The 17,845-nt window shown below is 62.9% G+C and carries 15 protein-coding genes and 1 riboswitch; of the genes, 7 read left to right on the top strand and 8 right to left on the bottom strand.

Features of this window, described 5'->3' with window-relative positions:
- Positions 1-1,008 (top strand): Gfo/Idh/MocA family protein, encoded by a 1,008-nt coding sequence (locus AC07VY_RS24965; RefSeq protein ID WP_495099870.1) that lies wholly within the window; start codon positions 1-3, stop codon positions 1,006-1,008.
- Between the two features lie 61 nt (positions 1,009-1,069).
- Here the strand turns inward: AC07VY_RS24965 and AC07VY_RS24960 are convergent, their stop codons facing one another.
- The 7 genes from AC07VY_RS24960 to AC07VY_RS24930 all read right to left on the bottom strand — a co-directional run bounded on the left by AC07VY_RS24960 (position 1,070) and on the right by AC07VY_RS24930 (position 6,533).
- Entirely contained in the window at positions 1,070-1,846 is a 777-nt protein-coding gene (locus AC07VY_RS24960; RefSeq protein WP_116607578.1) for an IclR family transcriptional regulator, read from the bottom strand.
- A gap of 25 nt (positions 1,847-1,871) precedes the next feature.
- Complete coding sequence (locus AC07VY_RS24955) at positions 1,872-2,270, bottom strand: RidA family protein (protein ID WP_495099881.1); 399 nt, start codon at positions 2,268-2,270, stop codon at positions 1,872-1,874.
- A gap of 23 nt (positions 2,271-2,293) precedes the next feature.
- On the bottom strand, positions 2,294-3,064 hold the full coding sequence (locus tag AC07VY_RS24950; RefSeq protein WP_495099871.1) for an amino acid ABC transporter ATP-binding protein: 771 nt from the start codon (positions 3,062-3,064) through the stop codon (positions 2,294-2,296).
- A gap of 10 nt (positions 3,065-3,074) precedes the next feature.
- Positions 3,075-3,743 (bottom strand): amino acid ABC transporter permease, encoded by a 669-nt coding sequence (locus AC07VY_RS24945; RefSeq protein WP_495099872.1) that lies wholly within the window; start codon positions 3,741-3,743, stop codon positions 3,075-3,077.
- Positions 3,744-3,748: 5 nt separating this feature from the next.
- Positions 3,749-4,411 carry an ABC transporter permease subunit gene (locus tag AC07VY_RS24940; RefSeq protein WP_315231907.1) on the bottom strand — a complete coding sequence of 221 codons (663 nt, stop codon included), beginning with the start codon at positions 4,409-4,411 and terminating at the stop codon, positions 3,749-3,751.
- Between the two features lie 90 nt (positions 4,412-4,501).
- A complete protein-coding gene (locus AC07VY_RS24935; protein ID WP_495099873.1) occupies positions 4,502-5,338 on the bottom strand; it encodes a transporter substrate-binding protein in 837 nt (278 codons plus the stop codon).
- Between the two features lie 268 nt (positions 5,339-5,606).
- Positions 5,607-6,533, bottom strand: coding sequence for a LysR family transcriptional regulator (locus tag AC07VY_RS24930; protein ID WP_495099874.1), 927 nt, complete (start codon positions 6,531-6,533; stop codon positions 5,607-5,609).
- Positions 6,534-6,641: 108 nt separating this feature from the next.
- Here AC07VY_RS24930 and AC07VY_RS24925 point away from each other — a divergent pair, with 108 nt between their 5' ends.
- Together AC07VY_RS24925 and AC07VY_RS24920 are read left to right on the top strand one after the other, a co-directional pair.
- Positions 6,642-7,079, top strand: coding sequence for a PACE efflux transporter (locus tag AC07VY_RS24925; RefSeq protein WP_495099875.1), 438 nt, complete (start codon positions 6,642-6,644; stop codon positions 7,077-7,079).
- A gap of 95 nt (positions 7,080-7,174) precedes the next feature.
- The gene (locus AC07VY_RS24920) at positions 7,175-8,254 is read left to right on the top strand and encodes a YncE family protein (RefSeq protein ID WP_495099876.1); all 1,080 of its coding nucleotides are present in this window, start codon (positions 7,175-7,177) and stop codon (positions 8,252-8,254) included.
- Positions 8,255-8,403: 149 nt separating this feature from the next.
- On the opposite strand, the gene AC07VY_RS24915 is transcribed toward AC07VY_RS24920, so the two are convergent.
- The gene (locus AC07VY_RS24915) at positions 8,404-9,012 is read right to left on the bottom strand and encodes a Crp/Fnr family transcriptional regulator (RefSeq protein WP_495077459.1); all 609 of its coding nucleotides are present in this window, start codon (positions 9,010-9,012) and stop codon (positions 8,404-8,406) included.
- 105 nt (positions 9,013-9,117) lie between these two features.
- A riboswitch (S-adenosyl-L-homocysteine riboswitch) is annotated at positions 9,118-9,201 on the top strand.
- A 26-nt stretch (positions 9,202-9,227) separates the two neighbouring features.
- On the opposite strand from AC07VY_RS24915, the gene metH reads away from it, so the two are divergent.
- From metH to AC07VY_RS24895, 4 genes are all read left to right on the top strand, one after another.
- Positions 9,228-11,975 carry a methionine synthase gene (gene metH, locus AC07VY_RS24910; protein WP_495099877.1) on the top strand — a complete coding sequence of 916 codons (2,748 nt, stop codon included), beginning with the start codon at positions 9,228-9,230 and terminating at the stop codon, positions 11,973-11,975.
- 170 nt (positions 11,976-12,145) lie between these two features.
- Entirely contained in the window at positions 12,146-14,377 is a 2,232-nt protein-coding gene (locus tag AC07VY_RS24905) for a putative bifunctional diguanylate cyclase/phosphodiesterase (protein ID WP_495099878.1), read from the top strand.
- The gene (locus tag AC07VY_RS24900; RefSeq protein WP_495099879.1) at positions 14,374-15,465 is read left to right on the top strand and encodes an ABC transporter substrate-binding protein; all 1,092 of its coding nucleotides are present in this window, start codon (positions 14,374-14,376) and stop codon (positions 15,463-15,465) included. The genes AC07VY_RS24905 and AC07VY_RS24900 overlap by 4 nt, the downstream gene beginning before the upstream one ends.
- Positions 15,462-17,744 carry an ATP-binding protein gene (locus AC07VY_RS24895; RefSeq protein ID WP_495099880.1) on the top strand — a complete coding sequence of 761 codons (2,283 nt, stop codon included), beginning with the start codon at positions 15,462-15,464 and terminating at the stop codon, positions 17,742-17,744. Before AC07VY_RS24900 ends, AC07VY_RS24895 begins: the two co-directional genes overlap by 4 nt.
- The last annotated feature ends 101 nt before the right edge of the window (positions 17,745-17,845 follow it).

Genomic DNA, 17,845 nt, shown 5'->3' with positions numbered 1-17,845 from the left:
ATGCAAAAAGTGCGCTGGGGGGTGTTGAGCACCGCCAAGATCGGCATGGAAAAGGTCACCCCGGCGCTGCTGCGCAGCCAGTGGTGCGATGTGCAGGCGATTGCCTCGCGCTCGCTGCCATCGGCGCGGGCTGCGGCCGACAAGCTGGGCATCCCTACCGCCTACGGCTCCTACGAAGAGCTGCTGGCCGACCCGAACATCGAGGCCATCTACAACCCGCTGCCCAACGACCTGCATGTGCCCATGACCCTGGCCGCAGCCCGCGCCGGCAAGCATGTGCTGTGCGAAAAGCCGATCGCCTTGAATGCCAATGAGGCAGCGCAGTTGCGCGAAGTGGCTGGCAAGGTGCACATCATGGAAGCCTTCATGGTGCGCTTCCATCCGCAGTGGCTGCGCACGCGCGAGCTGGTGCAAAGCGGCGTCCTGGGCGAGCTGCGCACGGTGCAGGCCTGGTTCTCCTACTTCAACCGGAATCCCGAGAACATCCGCAACGACGCGGCCAAGGGCGGCGGCGCGCTGTTCGACATCGGCTGCTACCCCATCGTGGCCGGGCGCTTCTTGTTCGGCGCCGAGCCGGTGCGTGTGATGGCGCTGGCCGATATCGACCCCGAGTTCAACGTCGACCGCACTTTCAGCGCGCTGCTGGACTTTGGCGGCGGCCGGCACCTGGACTTCACCGTGTCCACCCAGTCCACGCCCTACCAGCGCGTGCAGGTGGTGGGCACGCAGCAGCGGGTGGAAATCGAAATCCCGTTCAACGCGCCGCCGTTTGAGGCCACGCGCATCTTCATCGACAACGGCAAGCAGCTGGGCGGCGCCAGCGCCAGGGTGGAAAGTTTTGCGCCCTGCGACCAGTACAGCCTGGAAGGCGATGCGTTCTCGCTGGCGATCCGCGGTGAAGCGCCGTTGCTCTACGGCGTGGAAGACGCGGTCCAGAACATGCGCATCATCGACGCGCTGTTTGCCTCGCAGCGCAGTGGGCGCTGGGAAACCCTGGCTGCTATTTAATTAGTAGCTGCTAGCGCAGGCACTACCTGCGCTAGAGGCATATTTGACGGTTGTTTTACCGTCAGGTAGCACGTAGCCTCTGCGTCAGATCGCTGGCCGTGCTGACCAGGCAGTCCAGATATTCCTTCTGATTGCGCTGCCCATCCTCACGCGGGGCAACCAGGCACAGCGTGGCGATGCACACCTTCTCGCCCTGGTACACCGGGGCTGCGAAGCACTGCGTGAAGCTGTCGACGATGCTGCCGCAGGTGAAGTACCCGGCGGTGCGGGCCTCGCGGGCTTCTTGGAGGAAGGCCTGGGTATCGAGCCAGTCGCCGTTCGGCAGCTTGAAGTCTTCCTTGGGAATCAGGTTCAGAATTTCGCCGTCCGACAAATGCCCCAGCAGCAGGCGCCCGGATGCGGTCCAGGGAATCGGCATGGCTTCGCCCACGTTGGACGAGATGCGGAAAGGGCGTATGCCTTCCTTCATCAGCGCTACCGTGTATTTGTTGCCGTCCAGCATGCAGAGCTGGGCGGTTTCACGGGTTTCCTGGGTGATGCGCACCAGAGACTTTTCGCATTCGCGCATCAGGTCGAAATGCTCTGCATACGCGCTGCCCAGGAAGTGCAGCTTGCGGCCCAGAAACACCTGGCCTTCGCTGCCAGAATATTCCAGCACGCCGTGCTTGAGCAGCAGATTGATCAGCTCGTAGACGGACGAGCGTGGCGCGCCCAGCAGCGCTGCGATTTCATTCGGCCGTGCCGGTTTGCGGTGCGATCTGAAAAAGTCGAGGATCTCGAAAGCGCGGTCCAGCCCCCTGGAGCGGCGATTGGAGAGACTGTCATCGACAACCGTCATGGATAGGGACTTCCGTTGCTGAATTTCAGGGGTTGGTGTTGTTGCCGCTTTTGAGCTTGTAGGCCACGCAATCGACTTCGACCTTGCAGTCGACCATCATCTGCGCCTGTACGCAAGCACGGGCTGGCGGATTATCCCCAAAATACCCGGCGTAGATTTTGTTGAAGGTCCAGAAGTCGCGCGGATCGTCCAGCCACACGCCGACCCGCACCACGTCTTCCACGCCGTAGCCGGCTTCGGTCAGGATGGCGATGAGGTTCTCCAGCGTTTTGTGGGTCTGGGCGACGATGCCGCCGGCGATGATTTCGCCGCCCTCCATGGCCACCTGGCCGGAAACATGCAGCCAGCCGTCCGCCTCTACCGCGCGGGCAAAGGGCAATGCCTGGCCGCCCGCTCCGCGCTCGCCGGCGCCGTATCGAATGATGCTCACAGGTGTCCTCTCATGGTTCAGTTGAAGGCAGAGCTCTTGAGGAACTCGGCCAGCCGTTCGGTTTGGGGTTGGACGAACATCTCGCGCGGATTGCCTTCTTCGGCAATGCGGCCTTGGTTCATGAAGATCACCCGCGTCGATACCTCGTAGGCGAAGCGCATTTCATGCGTGACCAGCAGCATGGTCATGCCCTCGCGGGCCAGGTCCTTGATGACCAGCAGGACTTCGTTCACCAGTTCCGGGTCCAGCGCGGATGTCACCTCGTCGAACAGCATCAGCTTGGGCTCCATGGCGATGGCCCGGGCAATCGCCACGCGCTGCTGCTGGCCGCCGGACAGCTGGCCGGGGTAGTGGTTGCGGCGGGCCAGCAGGCCCACGCGGTCCAGCCAGCGCTCGGCCACCGCCACGGCTTCGTCCCGGCCCATTTTTTTGACCTTGATCAGGCCCAGCGTGACGTTCTCGGTGGCGGTCATGTGGGGGAACAGATTGAACTGCTGGAAGGCCATGCCGGTGAGCGCGCGCTGGCGGGCAATCTCCTGTTCGCTTTTGCGTCGCCGTGTGCCGCCGCGCATTTCGTAGCCGATTTCTTGCCCGGCGATGCGGATCGACCCGTCGTTGAACTCCTCCAGCATGTTGATGCAGCGCAGCATGGTCGTCTTGCCCGACCCGCTGGAGCCGATGATGCAGACCACGTCGCCTTGCTGCATGGCGCAGTCCACGCCCTTGAGCACTTCCACATCGCCGAAGCGCTTGTGCAGGTTGCTGATTTCCAGAATATTGCTGCTCATCAAGAGGTCCTCACGATGGAATGGTCGTTTTTCTTTCCACAAAGCGTCCGAAGCGCTCGATGGAGAAATTGATGCTGAAGTACAGAAACCCGGCCAGAAAATAGAACGGCAGGTTCATGAAGGTGCGGGCAATGATTTCCTGCGAGGCCAGCAGCAAGTCGCCCACGCCGATCACCGACAGCAGGGTGGATGCCTTGACGATTTCCGCCGCAGTATTCACCCAGGCGGGCAGCACCTGCCGCAGGGCCAAGGGCATCAGCACCGAGGCAAAGGTTTGGCGGAATGTCAGGCCGATGGCCTTGGCGGCATCCATTTGTCCCTTGGGGATGGCTTGCAGCGCGCCGCGCACGATCTCGCCTACGTGGGAGCTGCAGAACACCGCCAGGGCCAGCACGCCGGCCTGCAGCGGGCTGAGCCCGATGCCGATGGCCGACGGCACGTAGTAGCCGGCCAGCACCAGCACCAGCACCGGTGTGCCGCGCAGAAAGTCGGTGTAGCCACGCGCCAGCCAGCGTAAAGGGCGGCCCCCATAGGTCAGCGCTAGGCCCACGCCTATGCCCAGTACCGTGCCAAGGACGATCGCGCTGGCGGCAATCGCCATGGTCACCCCGAGCCCATAGGCAATCGAGCCGCGGACGATCCAGAGCTGCTGGATGAATTCTGAGAATGTGAAGTCCATGGCGATTACCGTGGGATGGAGAGTTGCCGCTCGATGCGCCGGAACACGGCGGCCAGCACGGCGCAGGTACATACGTAGATCAGGCTGACCACCACCCAGGTTTCAATTACGCGGAAGGATTCCACATTGATCTTGCGGGCCTGGAAGGTGAGCTCGGGCACCGCGATCACCGCTGCCAAAGAGGTGTCCTTGAACAGTGAAATCACTGTGTTGCCCAGCGCCGGCAGCACATTTCTGAACATCAGCGGCAGGATGATGGACGTGCGGATCTGCATCTTGCTCAGGCCAATGGTCTGGCCGGCCTCGCGCAGGCCGGCCGGCACCGACAGCAGCCCTGCACGAAACACCTCCGCCAGATAAGCGCCTGAATAGATCGCCAGGGTGGCCACGAAGGAGGGAATTTCGTCCAGCCGCAGGCCCACATTGGGCAGCGCGAAATAGGTAAACAGCACCAGCACCAGAATCGGCGTGTTGCGGATGACCGTGACGTACAGGCCGGCGGTGCGGCGCAGCACGCCCAGCTTGGAGATCAAGGCAAAGCTGACCAGCAACCCGATCAGCATGCCGATGGCAATGCTCTCGGCCGCCAGCACCAGGCTCAGGCCCAGCCCATCCAGCAAGGGCATGAAGCTGCGCCAGACGGCGGCGAAATTCAGTGTGTAACCCATGTGCAGCCTCGGCTAAGCAGTTGGTGGTTCGCTGATCGGGCCATTGCCCGGCCTGGGCAATGGTTGCCGTGTGTCTGTTCAGACGGGGCTTTATTGGAATTCGACCGGGAAGCCGATCTTGGGCGGTGCCAGCTTGACGCCGAACCAGGTGTTGAAGGACTTGGCGTAGCTGTCGAATTCCACGCCGGTCATGGCTTCGTGCAGGGCTGTGTTGACGAAGTTCAGCCAGTCCTGGTCGCCGCGCTTGACGGCGCAGGCATAGGTTTGCGGGTTCCAGCCGTAGCCCGAGTCGATGTACTTGCCGGCGTTCTGTTTGACGAACCAGGCGATCGACGATTGGTCTGTGGCGACCGCATCCACGCGGCCGGAATTCAGGGCCTGGTAAATCAGATCTTGTGAGTCGAACTGGGCCACCTTGGCGTTGGGCAGGGCGGCATGCACCATGGCTTCGGCATAGACGTTTTGCAGCACGCCCACCTTGACCGAAGCGTCGGCCTTTTTCAGCGCGGCGTAATTGGCATACGGGCTCTTGGCCTTGAGCATCAGGCCCACGCCTTCGCGGTAGTAGGGAATGGTGAAGGCGACCTGCTGCGCGCGCGCGCCGGTGACGGTGAGGAACTGGCAGGTGATGTCCACCTTGCCGGTGGTGATGTTGGGAATGCGGGCGTCCGACGACTGGTTGACGAATTCCACCTTCTCGGGGTCGTCAAACAAGGCCTTGGCAATGATCTTGGCCATGTCCACGTCAAAGCCCTGCAGCTTGCCGTCCTCTCCCTTGAAGTGCCAGGGCGCGTTGGTGCTGCCGGTGCCCACCACCAGACGGCCTCGCGCAAGAGCCTGTTCCAGGGTGCCGGCGGCAAAAGCCGTTCCCGTTGCAAACACGGAGGTAGCGGCCAATGCCGCCAATGCCAGAAGTCGAAACGCCATGTTGATACTCCTAAATGCCTAAGTGATGGGTAGGTTGTGTCTGCAATAATGGACATGTATCTGCAATCGCGGACGTGCTCAATTATTGTTACTTTTCAGTGACTGTCAACAATGGGCGCGCGGGCGTTGGAATTTCGGCCGTGGGTGGCAGGCGGGGGCTTACATGCTTGCCGCGTGGGCCGCGGCAATACAGCCAGGTGAGTGAGAGTTGATGCTACTAAATTGGTAGCTTGCTGCGCAGCTACTGCCTGCGCTAGAGGCCGATTTCTTATAAATTCTGCGCGGATGCCGCCAGCATCTTGCTGGCTTCACGGCTGGCGCTGACCAGGGCGATGAAGCGCCGCGCCGCCAGGCCCAGCGGCCGCTCCTTGGACCAGACTACGTCCACCCACAGCTCCATGTGGTTGGTCAGGTTGTCGAACGGAATCTGCACCAGTGTGCTGGCGGCGATCTGGCTGCGCACGAAGGACTGCGGCAGCCAACCCCAGCCGATGCCGGCCTCGATCAGGCCCAGCGCGGCGATATGGTTGTCGGTGCGCCAGCAGTGCCGCGCAAAGGCAAAGCGCCGGTCTATGGTGGCTAGGTCGCGGCTGGCCACCACAATCTGGCGGGTGTTGGTCAGCTGTTCCTCGCGCAGGCCGTCCGGGCTTTGTAGGGTGCGCGCCAGCAGCGCGGGTGCCATCACCGCCACCAGGGTTTCGCTGCTGACCTCTTGAAAACCCTCGCGTCCGTCCAGGCTGGGACGCTCGAACACCAGGGCCAGATTGGCCCGGCCCGCGTGCAGCATGCTCAAAGCGTCGGCCTGCGGTGCGGCCAGCACTTCCACCTCCAGCAGCGGGTATTCCTGCGCCAGCGTGGCCAGCGGGCTGCGCCATTGCGCCGCCAGCAGCTCGGGGGCGATGGCCAGGGTCAGGCGGCTTTCCAGACCTTGCGTCAGCCCCAGAGCCTGGGCGTTCAGCTGCTGCAGCTGGCCGGCCAGCAGGCGGGCCTGCGGCTCCAGCGACCGCGCGGTGGCGGTGGGCCGGGGCTCGCGCCCGCTGCGGTCGAACAGCTCCAACCCCAGTTCGGCCTCCAGGTGGGCGACGGCCATGCTGACCGCCGAAGGCACCCGCCCCAGGGTGCGCGCCGCGGCCGAGAACGAGCCACGGTCCAGCACGGCCAGAAATACCTGCACGCTCTCGGTAGTGAATGCCATGGCTCAATCTATCAATAAAACTGACATAAGCTGACTTTATATATCAGAATTAAAGACATAAAGTGGCGGCATTCCCGGTTCCAAGGCGCCAGCGCCCCCAGATTTGCCATGCAAGGTATCAAGAGAAAAATTGTCTACGTGGGCTTGTTTGAAGCCATTGCCATCCTGGCCAGCACTTATGGTCTGTCCGGCATGTCGGGCCACGGCCTGCAGGAGGCGGGTGTGGTGGCGGTCGCGGCTTCGGCTATTGCGATCACCTGGAACCTGGTGTTCAACACCTTGTTTGAGCGCTGGGAAGCGCGACAGGCCGTGCATGGCCGCAGCGTGGGCCGGCGCATCGCGCATGCCATCGGCTTCGAGGGCGGGCTGACGGTGTTTCTGGTGCCTTTGATGGCCTGGTGGTTCGATGCCACGCTGTGGCAGGCCCTGGTGATGGACCTGGGTTTGCTGGTGTTCTTCCTGGTCTACGCCTTTGTTTTCAACTGGGTTTTTGACCGCGTGTTTGGCCTGCCCAGCTCGGCAGTGCGCCAGGCGCAGCCGGCCTAGGTTCAGTGCCGACTGCGGCAATTACGTAAGGATTTGCACCCTGCGCCAAACGCTGGCGCAGTTCTAGGATGCGGCTCTCATCTTTAGGAGTTCCTATGTCCGTGTGCAAATTGCTTTCCGTGGCGGCCGCTGTCGCAGCCGTTGTTTCCCTGCCCCTGCCCGCCGCTGCGTTTGACGGCTGGCATCTGGATAACGCTACGGCGATTCCTGGCAAGGGCTCGGCCTGGGATTACGTGTCACTGGATGCCGCGCGCGGCCATCTGTTCATCGGTCGGCGCGGCGCGGGTCTGCAGGCCTACGATCTGGCCAAGCACAAGGCGCTGGGCATCATCGGTACGACGGCCAGCGATAGCTCCAATGGGGCCGCCGTGATTTCCGAGTTTGACTTGGGCATTTCATACAATGAAAACGGCACCATCACGCCGTTCAAGCTGTCTACGCTGCAAGCCCAGCCGTCTATCAAGCTGGGTGACGATCTGGACTCCGTCCACTATGACCCCGCGACCAAGCGCGTCATTGTCAATATGGGTGCAGAAAAAGACGGTACCGAGTTGCTGGTACTCGATGTCCCCTCGTTGAAGCAGGTCGGCTCCATCAAGGTCAGCACCAAGAAGCCTGAGCACGCGGAAGCCGACGGCCAAGGCAATTTCTACATGGCCTCGCGCGACGAGAACGCGGTGTACCGCATCAACACCAAGGACCTGACCGTCACCGCCCAGTGGCCCACACCCGGTTGCGCCCAGACCAATGGCTTGGCGCTGGATGCGACCAACCACCGCATCTTCCTGGGCTGCCGTGGCAGTGCGACGGTGAAGCCATCTTTTGCGGTGATGGATGCCGACAATGGCGCGATTCTGTACACCTATGAAATCGGTGGTGGTAACGACGACGTGGTGTACGACGCAGAGTTGAAGCGGGTGTTCCTGACCAACGGTGTGAACTCGGTCATGAATGTGTTTGAGCAAGTGGACGCGAACACCTACAAGCCGTCCGAAGCGCTGGGCACCATGGCCGGCGTGCGCACCATGGCCATGGACCACAAGACCAAGAAGATCTACGCCATCACCGCCGAGGGCAGCGCCGACTACAGCAAGAAGATCACCACCAGCGTGTCGCCGTACTACGCCAATACCTTCTTTGACAACAAGTTCTACGTGCTGACCTACAGCAAGTAAGCAACCAACTTCCTCGGTGCCATTGGCGTCCGGGGTGCTTCTATTCCAGGGAACCCACGGAACCGGCTTTGCCGGGCCGTCGGGTTCGCCCCCTGCAAAGGGGGTTGGAGTAGCGACACGCAGTGCGCGAAGCCTGGGGGTGAGCCAAATCAGGTCGGCATTAAATGGTCGATTTCCTGCTGCATGGCCTGTACCAGCTGGCTGTAGCGCTTGAGCTTTTCCGAGGTTTCGCGCAGCCGCTCGGCCACGCGCATGGAAATCGCCAGCAGCAGCTTGGCGGCGGTGTGCGGGTCGTCCTGGCTGAGCTTTTCCAGGGCGGCACGCGACAGGATGGCGCAGACCACGTTGGTGCTGGCGGTGCACGAGGCCAGCCGGGCCTGGCCGTCGATCAAGCCCATTTCACCAATCAGGCTGCCCGGGCCCAGCACGGTCACGGTGACCGGGTTGCGCCGGCTGACGATGACGTTTTCTACCGTCACCTCGCCCTCCAGCAGTAGCACCATGTAGCCGGTTTCGCTTTTGTCGCCCTCCACGATGAAGGTGGTGTTTATCGGGATGCGGCGCGGCGTCATATAGCTCACCACGGTCAGCGCCTCTTCGGGTCGCAGTTGCATCAACGCCGTGGGAGCGATGAGCAGCTCGGCTGCCCGGTTGGCGGATTCGGACCCTTCTACGGCCCGCATGCGCTGCTTGGGCAGAAGATCTTCGGGTTGTTGACCTTGGACGGTTTTCTTGCTGCCAAAGAAGTTTTCAAACATGCTGGGGGAGGGGGTAGAGGTAACAGATGGTCCGTGCCAGAAGTTTAGAGCTTTCTTGGAGTAGGGGGTAGGCCGGCAGGTGCGTGCATAGCCTTTAAAATCGGTGCTTCCAAGGAGCGTTGCAGCGGGGCTGGTTCCCGTCAGGCTTGGAAAGCTCTGTGTACGAGACCGCAACGACGCTCACCTGAACCATGCCCCCTCCACAGGTGAGTTGAATGTCCGAACCCGTCGCAAATTCCGTCCCCCCCATGCTGTTGTCCGGCCTGGAGCCCGTGCTCATCGGCCCCGGCACGCTGTTCGTCAACATCGGCGAGCGCACCAATGTCACCGGCTCCAAGGCCTTCGCCCGCATGATCCTGAACGGCGAGTTCGACCAGGCCTTGTCGGTGGCGCGCCAGCAGGTGGAAAACGGCGCCCAGGTGATCGACATCAACATGGACGAAGCCATGCTGGACAGCAAGGCGGCCATGGTGCGCTTCCTGAACCTGATCGCCAGCGAGCCCGATATCGCCCGCGTGCCGATCATGATCGACAGCAGCAAGTGGGAGGTGATCGAGGCCGGCCTGCGCTGCATCCAGGGCAAGGGCATCGTCAACTCGATCAGCATGAAGGAGGGCGTGGAGCAGTTCAAGCACCACGCCAAGCTGCTGCGCCGCTACGGCGCGGCGGCGGTGGTGATGGCCTTTGACGAAAAAGGCCAGGCCGATACGTATGAGCGCAAGATCGAGATCTGCGAACGCGCCTACCGCATCCTGGTGGACGAGGTGGGCTATCCACCCGAAGACATCATCTTCGACCCCAACATCTTTGCCGTGGCCACCGGCATCGAAGAGCACAACAACTACGCGGTGGACTTCATTGAAGCCACGCGCTGGATCAAGCAGAACCTGCCGGGCGCCAAGGTGTCGGGCGGTGTGTCGAATGTGAGCTTCTCGTTCCGCGGAAACGACCCGGTGCGCGAAGCCATCCACACCGTGTTCCTGTACCACGCGATCCAGGCCGGCATGGACATGGGCATCGTCAACGCTGGCATGGTCGGCGTGTATGACGATCTGGAGCCGGTGCTGCGCGAGCGCGTCGAAGACGTGGTGCTGAACCGCCGGCCCGACGCCGGCGAGCGTCTGGTCGAGATCGCCGAAACCGCCAAGAGCGGCGCCAAGGACGAGAGCAAGCGCCTGGACTGGCGCGGCACACCGGACCATCCGGTGACAGTGGAGCAGCGCCTGAGCCATGCCATGGTGCATGGCATCACCGACTTCATCGTGCCCGACACCGAAGAGGCCTACCAGGCGATTCTGGCCAAGGGCGGCCGTCCGCTGCACGTGATCGAAGGCCCGCTGATGGCCGGCATGAACATCGTGGGCGACCTGTTCGGCCAGGGCAAGATGTTCCTGCCCCAGGTGGTGAAGTCGGCGCGGGTGATGAAGTCCGCGGTGGCGCATCTGATTCCCTACATCGAGGAAGAAAAGCGCCTCGATGAAGCCGCTGGGCGCGACGTGCGCACCAAGGGCAAGATCATCATCGCCACCGTCAAGGGCGACGTGCACGACATCGGCAAGAACATCGTCACCGTGGTCTTGCAGTGCAACAACTTCGAGGTGGTGAACATGGGCGTGATGGTGCCCTGCCACGAGATTCTGGCGCGCGCCAAGGTCGAGGGCGCCGACATCGTGGGACTGAGCGGCCTGATCACGCCCAGCCTGGAAGAAATGCAGTACGTGGCCGGTGAGATGCAGAAGGACGACCACTTCCGCATCAAGAAAATCCCGCTGATGATCGGCGGCGCCACCACCAGCCGTGTGCACACCGCGGTGAAGATCGCCCACCACTACGACGGCCCCGTCGTTTACGTGCCCGATGCATCGCGTAGCGTGGGTGTGGCGCAGAGTCTGCTTGGGGATGGTGCTGCAGATTTCATAGCGGAACTGAACGCAGACTACGACAAGGTGCGCCAGCAGCACGCCAACAAGAAGCAGACCCCGCTGTGGCCGCTGGCCAAATGCCGGGCCAACAAGACGCCGATCAACTGGACCGGCTATGCACCCAAAACGCCCAAGTTCATCGGCCGCCGCGTCTTCAAGAATTTCGACCTGGGCGAGCTGGCCAAGTACATCGACTGGGGCCCGTTCTTCCAGACCTGGGACCTGGCCGGCCCGTACCCGGCGATCCTGACCGACGAGGTGGTCGGCATAGAAGCCACCCGTGTCTACAAGGACGCGCAGGCCATGCTGAAACGCGTGGTCGAGGGCCGCTGGCTTACCGCCAACGGCGTGATTGCCCTGTACCCGGCGAACACGGTGAATGATGACGACATCGTTTTCTACACCGACGAGTCGCGCAGCGAGGTCGCCATGACCTGGTACGGCCTGCGCCAGCAGACCGAAAAGCAGGCGGTCGATGGCGTGATGCGCCCCAGCCGCTGCCTGGCCGATTTCGTGGCACCCAAAGCCAGCGGCGTGGCCGATTACGCCGGCATGTTTGCCGTCACCGCCGGCCTGGGCGCCGAGAAGAAGGAAGCCCAGTTCATGGCCGAGCTGGACGACTATTCCAGCATCATGTTCAAGGCCATCGCTGACCGCCTGGCCGAGGCCTTTGCCGAATGCCTGCACCAGCGCGTGCGCACCGACCTCTGGGGCACGGCGCCGCAGGAGGCGCTGAGCGTCGAGGACATGATCGGCGAAAAGTACACCGGCATCCGCCCCGCGCCCGGCTACCCGGCCTGCCCGGACCACAGCGCCAAGCAGGACATGTTTGCGCTGCTGCAATGCCATGAAATCGGCATGGAGCTGACCGAAAGCCTGGCCATGCTGCCGGCAGCCAGCGTCAGCGGCTTCTACCTGGGGCACCCGGACAGCGTGTACTTCAACGTCGGCAAGATCGCCGAAGACCAGCTGAAAGACCTGGCCCAGCGCCGGGGTGTGGCCGAGGCCGATCTGCAACGCCTGTTGGCACCCAATTTGTAAAAACCAGGGGCTCGTCCGCATGCGGGCGCCTGGTTTTAGGTGGAAGATGGGGTACTAGAACGCAAACACGTTCTTAGCCGCTCAACTTACTACAAACTTGTACTTTGCTACAGTTTGTAAGAAACTGAGTTAACCACCCACTTAGCGCCACGCCTTCTGCCGGACTGCCCATGGATGACGATGATCTGCTTGAGTTCATAGACACTCCGTCGGCCGCCGAGAGTTCTGCGGGTGCGGCCATGCCAGAGGCCTGGCGCATTGTGGTGGTGGATGACGACCCCGATGTGCACGAAAGCACCTCCTACGGCTTGCGTGGCCTGGAGGTCGAGGGTCGTGGCCTGCAACTGCTGCACGCCTATTCGGCCGCCGAGGCCTTGCAGATGCTGCGCGACGAAACCGGCGTGGCCGTGGTGCTGCTGGACGTGGTGATGGAAACCGAAGACGCGGGTCTGGCTACGGTAGGCGCCATTCGCGAAGGGCTGGGTCTGGCGAATCTGCGCATCATCCTGCGCACCGGGCAGCCCGGCCAGGCGCCCGAGATCGAGACCATCCGCCGCTACGACATCAACGACTACAAGACCAAGAGCGAGCTGACCCGCACCAAGCTCTATACCGCGCTGACCACGGCCATCCGCTCTTACGACCAGCTGTGCCGTCTGGACGCCAGCCGGCGGGGGCTGGAGCAGATCGTGGCGGCCAGTAACCAGTTCATTGCCGATGCCGGGGTGCAGACTTTCGCCCAGGGCGTGATCACCCAGATTGCCGGTTTGATCGGCATCGAGGCGGAAGGCCTGGTATGTGCCTGTACCGGCATCAGTGAGGGCACTGCGCAGTACGTGGTGATTGCGGCGGCCGGGCATTTGGCCTATCTGATGCGCCGCCGTATCAGCGAGATCGATGATCCGCACATCGTCGCCAGCCTGACGCAATGCCTGGCGGAGCGCCGCAACCTGGTCACCGAGCGCAGCATCACCTTGTTTTTCGAAGGGCGGGAGTCGGGCGACTTTGCGGCGTTTGTGTATTCGGGCCAGCCATTGCGCGCGGTGGACATGCATTTGATGCAGGTGTTTTGCACCAATATCGCCCTGTGCGCGGCGAATGTGGAGCTGGTGGCCCGCCTGCGCGACCATGCCTATGTGGACCGCATGCTGGGTTTGCCCAACCGCACCGCTCTGATCGAACATATGGACCGGGCGATCGCTGATGGCGCGGCGCAAGGCTGCGCCCTGGGTCTGATGGACGTGGACCAGTTTGCCGAGACCAACGATATGTTTGGCCACGTGTACGGCGATCTGTTGCTGGTCGCGATCACCCGTCGGCTGCGCGCTCTGCATGGGGGCGACGCGTTTCTGGCGCGCGTGGGTGGCGACACCTTTGCCTTGTTTGGCGCAGAAATCCGGGTCCAGCCCGAGGTGCTGCGCGCAGTGTTCGAGCAGCCGTTCGAGATCGAGGACATCCAGCGCCCGGTGTCCATCTGCATCGGCCTGGTGCGTTGCGATGCGGCCGGGGGTAGCGGCCTGGAGCTGCTGAAGAACGCGTCGATTGCGCTCAAGCGTGCCAAGGAGTTGGGCCAGGGCCGTAGCGCCTACTACTCCGCCGAGATCGGCATTGCCACACGCGAGCGCACCCGCTTGCTGCATGGCCTGCAGCGGGCCTTTGACCACGAACGCTTGTTTGTTGTCTACCAACCGCAAATGTCCTTGCGCACCGGGCTGCCCATAGGTTTTGAGGCGCTGCTGCGCTGGCGTACCGAAGACGGCCAGTTTGTGCCGCCCGATCGCTTCATTCCGGTGGCCGAGCAGTCCGGTCTGATCGTGGCCATCGGCGCCTGGGTCCTGCGCACGGCGCTGCACGCCCACGGCCAGCTGCGTACCGCGGGCATACAGGGCATACGCATGGCGGTGAATGTGTCGTCAGTACAGTTCGCGCAGCCCCAGTTTCTGGCCACGGTGGACGAGGCGCTGGCCGACACCGGCATGCCACCCGACTGCCTGGAGCTGGAGATCACCGAGTCGGTGGCCGTGATGGGTATGGAGCGCGTCGCCAGCGTGCTGCGTGCCATCAAGGAGCGCGGCATTGCGGTGGCAATTGACGACTTCGGCACCGGCTTTTCCTCGCTGTCCTACCTGGACCAGTTGCCCGCAGACCGGCTGAAGATTGACCGCGCGTTTGTCAGTTCGCTGGACTCGGGCCGGTTGGGCGCGCGCATTGCCGAGATGATCGTGCCGCTGGGCCACCAGCTGGGCATGCAGGTGCTGGCCGAAGGGGTGGAGACCGAGGTCCAGGCCAACATCTTGCGCAGCCTGGGCTGCGACGAGGCCCAGGGCTACTTGTATGCCAAGGCCATGGTCATCGAAGAGCTGCTGCCCTGGCTGGCGCAGCGCCTGGGTAAAAAGCCGTGAAATTCTGGCCCTGGCTGTTGCTGGCAGGGCTGTTGGCAGGCTGTGGCCCCGGCCAGCCGGTGCGCATAGGCTTCATAGCCGGCTTGTCCAATCGCAGCCCGGATGTCGAAGAGGATGGTCGCAATGGCCTGATGCTGGCCCTCGAGCAACGTAACCAGACTGGTGGCCTGGACGGCCACCCGATTGAGCTGGTGGTGCGTGACAGCGGCCAGACGCCGCTGCAGGCCCAGACAGCCATGCAGGCGTTGGTGCAGGCCAAGGTGGTGGCTGCGGTGGGTTCGTTTACCAGCGCTACCGCCGCGCTGGTGGTGCCGCTGGCCGATGCGGCCCAGCTGGTGCTGGTCAGCCCCACGGTGACGTCCATGGATTTTGTGGGCAAGGACGATTATTTTTTTCGCATGAACCGCAATGCGCACGAAAACGCCAGCGCCTACGCGGCCAAGCTGGTGCAAAGAGGCCAGCGCCGCGTGGCCGTGCTGTATGACGTACGCAACAAAAGTCTGTCCAGCTCCTGGGTTCAGGAGTTCCGGGTTGCCTTTGCTGCGGCGGGCGGCCAGGTGGCGGTCGAGGTGCCTTTTGGCGCGGAGGGGCAGGGCGTGGGCGACAGCGTGCGCCAGATGCTGGCCGGCCGGCCGGATGGCTTGCTGTTCATTGCCGGAACGCTGGACGTGGCGCAACTGGCCCAGCAGGCCGAAAAGCTGGCCCCAGGCTTGCCCAAGACAGCCTCGGAGTGGGCTTCTGGCGACTATCTGGTTGAACTGGGCGGGCGTGCGGTAGAGGGCATGATGACGGCCCAGGTGTTTGACCGTGCTGACACTTCCGAGCGCTACCGCCGCTTCCGGGATGCATACCAAGTGCGGTTTGCGCGGCCACCCAGCTTTAGTTCCGTAGCTGCGTTTGACACGGGTACGGTGCTGCTGCAGGCATTGGAGCGGCGGTCCTGGTATGAGTCGCTCAAGGATGCCTTGCTGAAATACGGCCCCTATGAAGGGCTGCAGCAGAGCATCCAGTTCGACCGCTTTGGCGATGCCACGCGCAAGATGATGTTCACCCAGATCCAGGCGGGTCAATTCGTGCCTTTGCCATGATGGTTTTGCGGCTGCGCAGCTATCTGGGGGGTCTGCTGGTGGCCACCATGCTGGTGACACTGGTGATTGTGGGCAGTGCCATTCTGTGGATGCGTATTCCGCAGATCGAGCAGGCCAACAAGGAAGAGGTGGCCCGGGACATCGGCGAGATGGCCGCCCTGATGGAGATTCTGTTGGGCTCGGTGGAGTCGCGTGTGCAGGTGCTCAGCCAGGCGCTACGGCTGACGCCTGCGTCGCAGGCGAATGCGCTGCTGGATGAAGCCGTGGGCAACGCGCACGTGATGGGGGCCATTTACCTGGTGTCGGGGTCTGGTCGCGTGCTGGCGGCCGGTGTACCCGAGACTCTGCGCGCCCAGCGCGAGGAATGGCTGGGCAGCGATTTGTCGGCGAACCCGCTGTTTCGCGCTGCCCAAACCCGCCAGCAGTTGGTTTGGGGGGATAAATACCTGTCCGTGCTGTCTGGCGTGGTGACAGTGGGGTTGGCATATCCAGTGGATGCCCAACGTGTGCTGGTGGCAGAGGTGCCGCTATCGTATTTGCTGCGCACCTTCCAGCTGGTGGCGGGCCAGCGCGACTCCCTCATCTGGCTTGTGGATCGGCGCGGCGAGGTGTTGGCGGATACCGAGGGGGGGGCGCTCGTGGGCCGTGTGAATGTGCTGAACCTGCCGCTGATATCGACATTTCAGCAGGGCCAGGCCTTGCCCGATCTGTTCCGCTTCATGGACAGGAATTTTCATCCGGCCGTATCCCGCTCCATGGACCTGGACTGGTATTTCGTGGGTGGCATGCCCTCCGGCCTGGAGAACCACGAGATCCGTGGCTTGGTGGTGATTGTTTTTACGGTGTTTTTGGGGGCGCTGGTCGTGGGCTTCCTGTTGGCTCCGTTCTGGGCGTCCCGCCTGATACGTCCGCTGCGGCGGATTGTGGTGCGCGCTGGTCAGATATCGGCCGGCGAGCAGGTCAGCCCCTGGCAGCAGGGGACGATCGCCGAGTTCAACAGCCTCTCGGGTGACCTGGAAAAGATGGCGGCCACGCTGCAGGAGCGCCAGCAGAAATCACAGGCCATCTTCAACACCTCGCCGGTGGCAATGTCGGTGACCAGCACGGAATCTCCGTTCGCTCTGTTGGACGTGAATTTGGCCTGGTGCCGGGTGTTCCGGCGCCGCCGTGAAGACGCATTGGGCCGCACCGCGACGGAGCTGAATATGTGGCGCTCCCAAGACGACCGCGCGGCCATGTTTGCCGCGCTCCAGGCTGGGCATGCCACCGCCGAGGCCTGGATGCTGCGCGGTGATGGCGAGCCAGTGCTGATCCAGCTATCACGCGACACGGTGCAGATCGGGGCTCTGCACATGATGGTCTGGGCCGGGGTGGACATCACCGAGATGTACCGTATCGATAACGCCCTGCGTGAGCTCAACGCCGAGCTGGAGGAGCGCGTGGCGCGCCGTACCGAGGCCCTGGCCAGTGCCAACGACGATCTCTCCACCGCCATTGCCGAGCTGCGCCAGACCCAGACCGACCTGGTGCGGGTCGAAAAAATGGCCGCATTGGGCGGGCTGGTGGCCGGTGTGGCGCACGAGCTGAACACGCCGCTGGGCAACGGTCTGATGGCGGTCACCGCGTTGGGCGACGAGGTGCGCAAGTTCAGGCAGTCCATGCAGGATGGGCTGCGGCGCACCGCCCTGGAGGAGCTGTTGTCCAGTGTCGAGCAGGCTACCGATATCTCCACCCGCAACCTGTACCGCGCTGCAGAGCTGGTGGCCAGCTTCAAGCAGGTGGCCGTGGACCAGACCAGCGCCCAGCGCCGGCGCTTCGCTCTGGCCGAGGTGGTGGCCGAAATCGTCAGCAGCCTGCGCCCTTCGTTTGCCCGAACGCCTTACAAGGTGGTGGTGGAGATACCGTCCGGGCTGTGGATGGACAGCTACCCTGGGGCCCTAGGCCAGGTGGTGACCAATCTGGTGAACAACGCGGTGCTGCATGGCTTTGAAGGCCGCAACCAGGGCACGGTGCATATCACCGGCGAAGCCCGGGAGGAGGGCTGGCTGCTGCTGCGGGTGGCCGACGATGGGTGTGGCATCCCTGCCGATTTGTTGGACCGTATCTTTGACCCTTTTGTGACCACTAAGATGGGCCGCGGCGGTACCGGCCTGGGCTTGCATATTTCCTATAACGCGGTGGTCAGCCTGCTGGGCGGCAGCATCAGCGTGCGCAGCACGGAAGGCGAGGGGGCCGTTTTTGAGCTGCTCATGCCCAGCAGCGCGCCCCGGGCGAGCTGAGTGTGAAGTTTGAGTGTTAAATGGGCCTGATTAGCTACCTGCCTCAGACAGACTTGAATTTTGGTTCAGATGCGCCATACTGGTGTTTCATCCAGTTGCGT

Source organism: Rhodoferax sp. GW821-FHT02C08 (assembly GCF_059421805.1).
The sequence above is the reverse complement of the archived record's forward strand: the minus strand, read 5'-3'. Positions and strand labels throughout refer to the sequence as shown.

Excerpts from the sequence above, each read along its gene's own strand:
- AC07VY_RS24965 (WP_495099870.1), top strand. The coding sequence starts at position 1 with ATGCAAAAAGTGCGCTGGGGGGTGTTGAGCACCGCCAAGATCGGCATG.
- AC07VY_RS24960 (WP_116607578.1), bottom strand. The coding sequence starts at position 1,846 with ATGACGGTTGTCGATGACAGTCTCTCCAATCGCCGCTCCAGGGGGCTG.
- AC07VY_RS24950 (WP_495099871.1), bottom strand. The coding sequence starts at position 3,064 with ATGAGCAGCAATATTCTGGAAATCAGCAACCTGCACAAGCGCTTCGGC.
- AC07VY_RS24945 (WP_495099872.1), bottom strand. The coding sequence starts at position 3,743 with ATGGACTTCACATTCTCAGAATTCATCCAGCAGCTCTGGATCGTCCGC.
- AC07VY_RS24940 (WP_315231907.1), bottom strand. The coding sequence starts at position 4,411 with ATGGGTTACACACTGAATTTCGCCGCCGTCTGGCGCAGCTTCATGCCC.
- AC07VY_RS24935 (WP_495099873.1), bottom strand. The coding sequence starts at position 5,338 with ATGGCGTTTCGACTTCTGGCATTGGCGGCATTGGCCGCTACCTCCGTG.
- AC07VY_RS24930 (WP_495099874.1), bottom strand. The coding sequence starts at position 6,533 with ATGGCATTCACTACCGAGAGCGTGCAGGTATTTCTGGCCGTGCTGGAC.
- AC07VY_RS24925 (WP_495099875.1), top strand. The coding sequence starts at position 6,642 with ATGCAAGGTATCAAGAGAAAAATTGTCTACGTGGGCTTGTTTGAAGCC.
- AC07VY_RS24920 (WP_495099876.1), top strand. The coding sequence starts at position 7,175 with ATGTCCGTGTGCAAATTGCTTTCCGTGGCGGCCGCTGTCGCAGCCGTT.
- AC07VY_RS24915 (WP_495077459.1), bottom strand. The coding sequence starts at position 9,012 with ATGTTTGAAAACTTCTTTGGCAGCAAGAAAACCGTCCAAGGTCAACAA.
- metH (WP_495099877.1), top strand. The coding sequence starts at position 9,228 with ATGTCCGAACCCGTCGCAAATTCCGTCCCCCCCATGCTGTTGTCCGGC.
- AC07VY_RS24905 (WP_495099878.1), top strand. The coding sequence starts at position 12,146 with ATGGATGACGATGATCTGCTTGAGTTCATAGACACTCCGTCGGCCGCC.
- AC07VY_RS24895 (WP_495099880.1), top strand. The coding sequence starts at position 15,462 with ATGATGGTTTTGCGGCTGCGCAGCTATCTGGGGGGTCTGCTGGTGGCC.